The following is a 6,432-nucleotide window of genomic DNA, read 5'->3' as shown; positions in this document are numbered from 1 at the left end:
GTGAAGAGGTCGGCGAGGGTCGCTCCGTTGCCCTCGACGGCCTTGGCGCCGCCGGTGTAGGTGCGGAGGATGGTCGGGATGCGGACCTCGATGGCCATGGCGTGGGCTCCTGTCGGAAGCGGGGAGGTGGCGTGGGGCGCGCGGCTCTGCCCCCGCGCGGGGGTCTTGCGTACGTGTGGTGTTCGGGCCGCGGGCCCGGCTCAGGCCTTGCGGCCGGCGGGCAGGCGGCACGTACAGATCGCGCTGGAGAGCCTGCACAGGTCGACGTGCAGCCGCGCGACGAGCAGCATGCCCGGCGTCTTGTCGCTCACGTCATGGAGAACCATGCGCTCATCGTATCGATTCCCGGTCCGTAATCCCGAGTGTGATCTCACCTGATGGATGCCAGGTGTTCGACAGGTGGACGGGACCGTCGGTGGGCCCGGTCCCGTCCGGCCGGTGTCCGGCGGTACGGCGGGGTCAGGCGGGTTCGTACGCCTCGACGACCTCGACGTCCTCCTCGGTGATCGCACCGTCCACGATGCGGTACGAGCGGAACTGGAAGGGGCCCGCGTCGTCGGTGTCCGCCGTGGAGACGAGGACGTAGTGGGCGCCGGGTTCGTTGGCGTAGGTGACGTCGGTGCGGGAGGGATAGGCCTCGGTCGCGGTGTGGGAGTGGTAGACGATCACCGGCTCCTCGTCGCGGTCGTCCATCTCGCGGTAGAGCTTGAGGAGGTCGGCCGAGTCGAACTCGTAGAAGGTGGGCGAGCGGGCGGCGTTGAGCATCGGGATGAACCGCTCGGGGCGGCCGGTCCCGGCCGGGCCCGCGACCACGCCGCACGCCTCGTCGGGGTGGTCGGCACGGGAGTGCGCGACGATCTGGTCGTAGAGCGCCTGGGTGATGGTCAGCATTTCGCCAGGATAGGCATGCGGGCCCGGTCGTACCGAAGTGTGGTACCACGGGGCCCGCATGGTGGACACGGCCGGTGGGGCGGCCGGGTGGTGGAGGGGTTCAGTTCTTCGCGAAGGCCTTGTTCTCGGGGTTGCGGGCCTTGAGGACCGCGTACGAGATGCCGAGCAGCGCGGCCCAGAGCGGGGCGCAGTACAGCGAGATCCTGGTGTCCTTGTCGATGCCCATCATCACGATGACCACGGCTATGAAGAACAGCGCGAAGACGCTGGTGTACGGGGCGCCGGGGGCCCGGAAGTCCGACTTCGGGAGCACGCCGAGGTCGGAGAGGCGCCGGTAGCGGAGCTGGCTGATCAGGATCATGATCCAGGCCCACATGCCGGAGATGGTGGCGAACGAGACGACGTAGGTGAAGGCGTCACCGGGCCACTGGTAGTTGATCCAGACGCCGACGAGCATCAGGGCGGCGGAGAAGGTGGTGCCGACGAGCGGGGTGCCGCTCCTGGTGAGCCGGGTGAAGAACTTCGGGCCCTGCCCGTTGAGGGCGAGGTCGCGCAGCATGCGGCCGGTGGAGTACATGCCGGAGTTGCAGGAGGAGAGCGCGGCGGTCAGCACGACGAAGTTGACGATGCCGGCGCCGAGGCCGAGGCCCATCTTCTTGAAGGCGGCGACGAACGGCGAGACGTCGGGCTGGAACTCGGTCCACGGGACCACGGACAGGATCATGATGAGCGCGCCGACGTAGAAGACGGCGATGCGCCACGGCACGGTGTTGATGGCCTTGGGCAGGACGGTCTTCGGGTCCTTGGACTCGCCCGCGGTGACGCCGACCAGTTCGACGGCGAGGAAGGCGAACATCACGATCTGCAGCGTCATCAGGGTGCCCTTGATGCCGTGCGGGAAGAATCCGCCGTCGGCCCAGAGGTGGGTGACGGAGGCGGTGTCCCCGGCGTCGGAGAAGCCGAGGGTGAGAATTCCGGCGCAGATGAGGATCATGCCGACGATGGCGGTGACCTTGACCATCGAGAACCAGAATTCGAGTTCACCGAAGAGTTTCACGGAGATCAGGTTCACCCCGTACAGGATGACCGTGAAGATCAGTGCGGAGATCCATTGCGGAATTTCGAACCAGAACGTCATGTACTGGGCCGCGGCGGTGACTTCGGTGATTCCGGTGACGACCCAGAACAGCCAGTAGGTCCAGCCGGTGACGAAGCCCGCGAAGGGGCCGATGAATTCACGGGCGTACTCGGAGAAGGAACCCGAGACCGGCCGGTACATGAGGAGTTCGCCGAGCGCCCGCATGATGAAGAAGATCACCAGGCCCGCGACGGCATAGGCCAGGACGAGACTGGGTCCGGCCTTGGCGATCGCCTTTCCCGCGCCGAGGAAGAGCCCGGTGCCTATGGCCCCGCCGATGGCGATCATCTGGATCTGACGGGCGCCGAGGGCCCGCTGGTATCCCTCACCGGACGCGCCGGAATCCGCGACCTCTACGGCCTGTCCGCCACTGTTCCCGTTGTCCACCTGCGCCGATGTCATGTGCTGCGCCTTTCTCCACGCCGGTCCGCGCCGTTGAGGCTGCGGATCGGTTCCTGATCCCCCCGGATATGGATGGAGTGCCGCCGGTGGTTGCCGGCCCGTAGCGCCCTCGGGAACAGGGGTGGCGTCCCCGAGTGGTCGTGAAGATTTATCACGGGCACCCGGGCGACCCACCGGACGTTATGTGGCGTACACCACAGTTAAAAGCGGACAAGAGTTTCCTGCCGCAGCAAAGACGACCGTTCAGGTGACGGGATCGTTATTCGGATTTGAGCGTCCGTTGAGCGAACACTCGACACTCCTCCGGGGGCGCGGCACCGCGGCAGCGGCTGCGGGACGGCCCTTACGGCATCAGCGTTTCGACGAGCGTCTCCTGGAGCGCGCCGAGCCAGAGATAGGCCATGACCATCGGCTTTCGCGGGTCGCTGTCGGGGAGCCGGTAGAGCGAGCCGGCCTCGCCCTCGTCCTCGTCGGAGACCTCCAGGCGGGTGCCGATGGTGAGCCGGAGGTCATTGAGGGCGCCGAGCCAGTTGCGGCATTCGTCGCCGGTGAGTTCGAGTACGGCGCCGCCGTCCCCGGTGATCGTGAGCGCGTCCAGGGTGCGTACGACGGCGAGGGCGTCGGTGCGCTTGCGGGCGCGCAGATCGTTCTCGGTGAAGCGGCGGAACTCGGCCGAGGCGGCCCGCAGTTCGGTGTCCTGGTCGCCGTACGCCTCGGGGAAGAGGCGGGCCAGGGCCGGGTCGGTGGGCGGCTCGCTGGGCCCCTCCGCGAAGAGGGCGGCGAGCGGGTCCGCGCCCTCGGCGGGCTCGTCGCCGGGACCGATCAGTTCCAGCAGCTGGACGGCGAGGGAGCGCAGGATCGCGATCTCCACCTCGTCGAGCGCGACGGCCGCGCCGCCGCCGGGGGTGGCCTCGAAGTGGCCGGCCATGGGTTTTCTCCGATGGTGGGTCGGGCGGGGCAGGAGTCGGGCGAACGGGCGGGGAGGTCCGGCGGGGGATCTAGTTGCGGTCCTGCGTGAGCGTGGCCCACAGTCCGTAGCCGTGCATGGCCTGGACGTCACGCTCCATCTCCTCGCGGCTGCCGCTGGAGACGACCGCGCGCCCCTTCTGGTGGACGTCCAGCATCAGCTTGTGCGCCTTGTCCTTGGAGTAGCCGAAGTAGGCCTGGAAGACATAGGTCACATAGCTCATGAGATTGACCGGGTCGTTGTGGACCAGCGTCACCCAGGGGACGTCGGGCTCGGGGACGACAAGACTCTCCTCGGCCGATTCGGGACGCGTGATCTCTGTGGGGGCGACGCTCACCCACCCCATGCTGCCACTCGGGAGGGGGCATCGCACAAACGACCCGAGATCTCGTCACTCTGACGAAATAGGGGTAGCATCCGGAACATGAACTCTGCGGACCTTGGGCGACGGGTCGGTGTGCCGTCGACCGCGCTCTTCACCGACCAGTACGAGCTCACGATGGTGCAGGCCGCGCTGAAGGCCGGCACGGCCGATCGGCGCTCGGTCTTCGAGGCGTTCACGCGCCGGCTCCCCGAGGGGCGGCGCTACGGCGTCGTCGCGGGCATCGGACGGGTGCTGGACGCGGTGGAGAACTTCCACTTCGACGACGAGATGCTCACCTTCCTGCGCGAACAGAACGTGGTGGACGGGCCGACCCTCGCCTGGCTGGCCGATTACCGCTTCAGCGGCGACGTCTGGGGCTACCCGGAGGGCGAGGTGTACTTCCCCGGCTCGCCGATCCTGCGGGTCGAGGGCTCCTTCGCCGAGTGCGTGCTGCTGGAGACGGTGATCCTTTCGATCCTCAACCACGACTCGGCGATCGCCGCCGCGGCCTCACGGATGTCCGCCGCGGCCGGTGGGCGCGGCCTGATCGAGATGGGTGCACGGCGCACCCATGAACTGTCGGCGGTGGCCTCGGCGCGTGCCGCGTACATCGGCGGCTTCAACACCACCTCCGACCTGGCGGCGGGCTTCCGCTACAACATCCCGACCGTCGGGACGAGCGCCCACGCCTTCACGCTGCTCCACGACACCGAGCGCGACGCGTTCCGGGCCCAGGTCGATTCGCTCGGCCGGGGCACCACACTGCTGGTCGACACGTACGACGTCACCGAGGCGGTCCGTACGGCGGTCGAGGTCGCCGGGACCGAGCTGGGCGCGGTACGGATCGACTCCGGCGATCTGCTGCTGGTCGCGCACCGGGTGCGGCAGCAGCTGGACGAGCTGGGCGCCACGGAGACGAAGATCGTGGTGACCTCGGACCTGGACGAGTACGCCATCGCCTCGCTGGCGGCGGCGCCGGTCGACGCGTACGGGGTGGGCACGCAGCTGGTGACCGGCAGCGGGCAGCCCACCTGTTCGATGGTCTACAAGCTCGTCGCCCGCGCCGGCTCCGCCGATCCCGCCGAGCCGCTGCGTCCGGTGGCCAAGAAGTCGCTCGGCGCGAAGTCGTCGGTGGGCGGTCGCAAGTGGGCCGCGCGCCGGCTGGACGAGCACGGGATCGCCGAGGCCGAGGTGATCGGCACCGGCGCGGTGCCCGCCGAGCTGGCCGACCGGCAGCTGCTGGTCGAGCTGGTCAAGGGCGGCGAGGTGGTCGCCCGCGAGCCGCTGGACGCGGCGCGCGAGCGGCACATCGCGGCGCGGGCGGGGCTGCCGATGTCGGCGTTGCAGCTGTCGCGCGGCGAGCCGGTGATTCCCACCGAGTACATGTGACGTGGGCCGTGCGGTGCGGTGGCCGGGCTGCCCCGGTCACCCCCGCGGCCCCGGCCACATCCGCTGCCACGGCCACGTCCGCGGCGCTGGACGCCGCAAGGGCTCCGTCCCGTCCCCTCCCTATCCCGGGCCGGAGTCTCTAGGCTCGAATGCGCCCCCACGAGGCTCGAACCCACCCACACCCCCACGACCACCGACCGTCCCCCACCTAAGGACACCCGTCATGCACCGCGCGTTGATCGTCGTCGACGTTCAGAACGACTTCTGCGAGGGCGGCAGCCTCGCCGTGGCGGGCGGCGCCGATGTCGCCGCCGCCGTCACCGACCTGATCGGCGAGGCCCAGGCCGGGTACCGCCATGTGGTGGCCACCCGCGACCACCACGTCGACCCGGGCAGCCACTTCTCCGACCGTCCGGACTTCGAGCACTCCTGGCCCCCGCACTGCGTGGCCGGCACGGAGGGCGTCGGCTTCCACCCGAATTTCGCCCCCGCGGTCGCCTCGGGGTCGATCGACGCGGTGTTCGACAAGGGCGCCTACGCGGCGGCGTACAGCGGCTTCGAGGGCCTCGACGAGAACGGTGTGGGGCTGGCCGACTGGCTGCGGCAGCGCCATGTCACCGAGGTCGACGTGGTCGGCATCGCGACCGACCACTGTGTGCGGGCGACGGCGCTGGACGCGGTCCGGGCGGGCTTCACGACGCATGTGCTGCTCGACCTGACCGCCGGGGTCGCCGAGACGACCACGGAGCGGGCGCTGGAGGAGCTCCGCAGGGCAGGCGTGAAGCTCACCGGCAAGCCGGTGGTCTAGGGCCCTTCGTCTGGATCAGGCCGGGTCGAGGAAAGGCCCCAGGGCCTGTCCGGCGGGGCCCGGAGCCCCGTGTCTCAGGCCGGCCGCCGGACGGGTATGGCCGGGCGGAGCAGGGCCCGGATCGGGTGCCAGAGCTCCTGTGCCCGCTCCGGTCTGGCGCGCCAGAGCAGCCCGTCGGGGTGGTGCAGCACGGCGGTGATCTCGTCGGGGGTGGGCGGCTCGGTGTTGCCGCGGAGGTAGACCGCGCGCAGTCCGGCGTTGCGCAGCCGGGTCAGGGCGCGGGCCCGGTTGGCCGCGTGCACCAGGACCCGGACCGGGGTGCCGGAACCCGGCCCGCCGGCCGGATGGGGCAGGGTGATCGCCACCACCACATTGCCGTCCGGCAACTTGCAGAATCCTCCGCCTGCCATGTTCCGCGCTCCCCCGTGAGACGTCGTGTCAATAAGAATCCGAACAAGACGCACCTAAACACG

8 protein-coding genes and 1 pseudogene are annotated in these 6,432 nt (G+C 69.6%); 2 read left to right on the top strand and 7 right to left on the bottom strand.

The genetic code is table 11. From position 1 onward, the window contains the following. The 6 genes and pseudogenes from EES42_RS46965 to clpS all read right to left on the bottom strand — a co-directional run. A pseudogene (locus tag EES42_RS46965) lies at positions 1 to 98 on the bottom strand (molybdopterin synthase sulfur carrier subunit); the annotation flags it as partial. Positions 99 to 200: 102 nt separating this feature from the next. Then, on the bottom strand, positions 201 to 326 hold the full coding sequence (locus EES42_RS47465; protein ID WP_259935197.1) for a putative leader peptide: 126 nt from the start codon (positions 324 to 326) through the stop codon (positions 201 to 203). Positions 327 to 459: 133 nt separating this feature from the next. After that, entirely contained in the window at positions 460 to 891 is a 432-nt protein-coding gene (locus EES42_RS40980; protein WP_124723300.1) for a M67 family metallopeptidase, read from the bottom strand. Positions 892 to 991: 100 nt separating this feature from the next. Continuing rightward, positions 992 to 2,431, bottom strand: a complete 1,440-nt coding sequence (locus tag EES42_RS40975) for an amino acid permease (RefSeq protein WP_124723299.1) — start codon at positions 2,429 to 2,431, stop codon at positions 992 to 994. Positions 2,432 to 2,774: 343 nt separating this feature from the next. Beyond that, positions 2,775 to 3,359 (bottom strand): DUF2017 domain-containing protein, encoded by a 585-nt coding sequence (locus tag EES42_RS40970; RefSeq protein ID WP_124723298.1) that lies wholly within the window; start codon positions 3,357 to 3,359, stop codon positions 2,775 to 2,777. A gap of 70 nt (positions 3,360 to 3,429) precedes the next feature. Further along, complete coding sequence (gene clpS / locus EES42_RS40965; RefSeq protein ID WP_124723297.1) at positions 3,430 to 3,744, bottom strand: ATP-dependent Clp protease adapter ClpS; 315 nt, start codon at positions 3,742 to 3,744, stop codon at positions 3,430 to 3,432. A gap of 78 nt (positions 3,745 to 3,822) precedes the next feature. On the opposite strand from clpS, the gene EES42_RS40960 reads away from it, so the two are divergent. Continuing rightward, positions 3,823 to 5,151: a nicotinate phosphoribosyltransferase gene (locus EES42_RS40960; protein WP_124723296.1), complete on the top strand. Its 1,329-nt coding sequence runs from the start codon at positions 3,823 to 3,825 to the stop codon at positions 5,149 to 5,151. A gap of 223 nt (positions 5,152 to 5,374) precedes the next feature. Beyond that, a complete protein-coding gene (locus tag EES42_RS40955) occupies positions 5,375 to 5,959 on the top strand; it encodes an isochorismatase family protein (protein ID WP_124723295.1) in 585 nt (194 codons plus the stop codon). Between the two features lie 74 nt (positions 5,960 to 6,033). Here EES42_RS40955 and EES42_RS40950 read toward each other — a convergent pair whose 3' ends face one another. Then, the gene (locus EES42_RS40950) at positions 6,034 to 6,369 is read right to left on the bottom strand and encodes a hypothetical protein (protein WP_206433858.1); all 336 of its coding nucleotides are present in this window, start codon (positions 6,367 to 6,369) and stop codon (positions 6,034 to 6,036) included. Between the last annotated feature and the right edge of the window lie 63 nt (positions 6,370 to 6,432).

The sequence above is a fragment of the Streptomyces sp. ADI95-17 genome (assembly GCF_003846175.1).
In the GTDB taxonomy this organism is placed as follows: Bacteria; Actinomycetota; Actinomycetes; order Streptomycetales; family Streptomycetaceae; genus Streptomyces; species Streptomyces sanglieri.
Note: the sequence above shows the minus strand (reverse complement) of the source record. Positions and strands in the feature narration are given on the sequence as shown.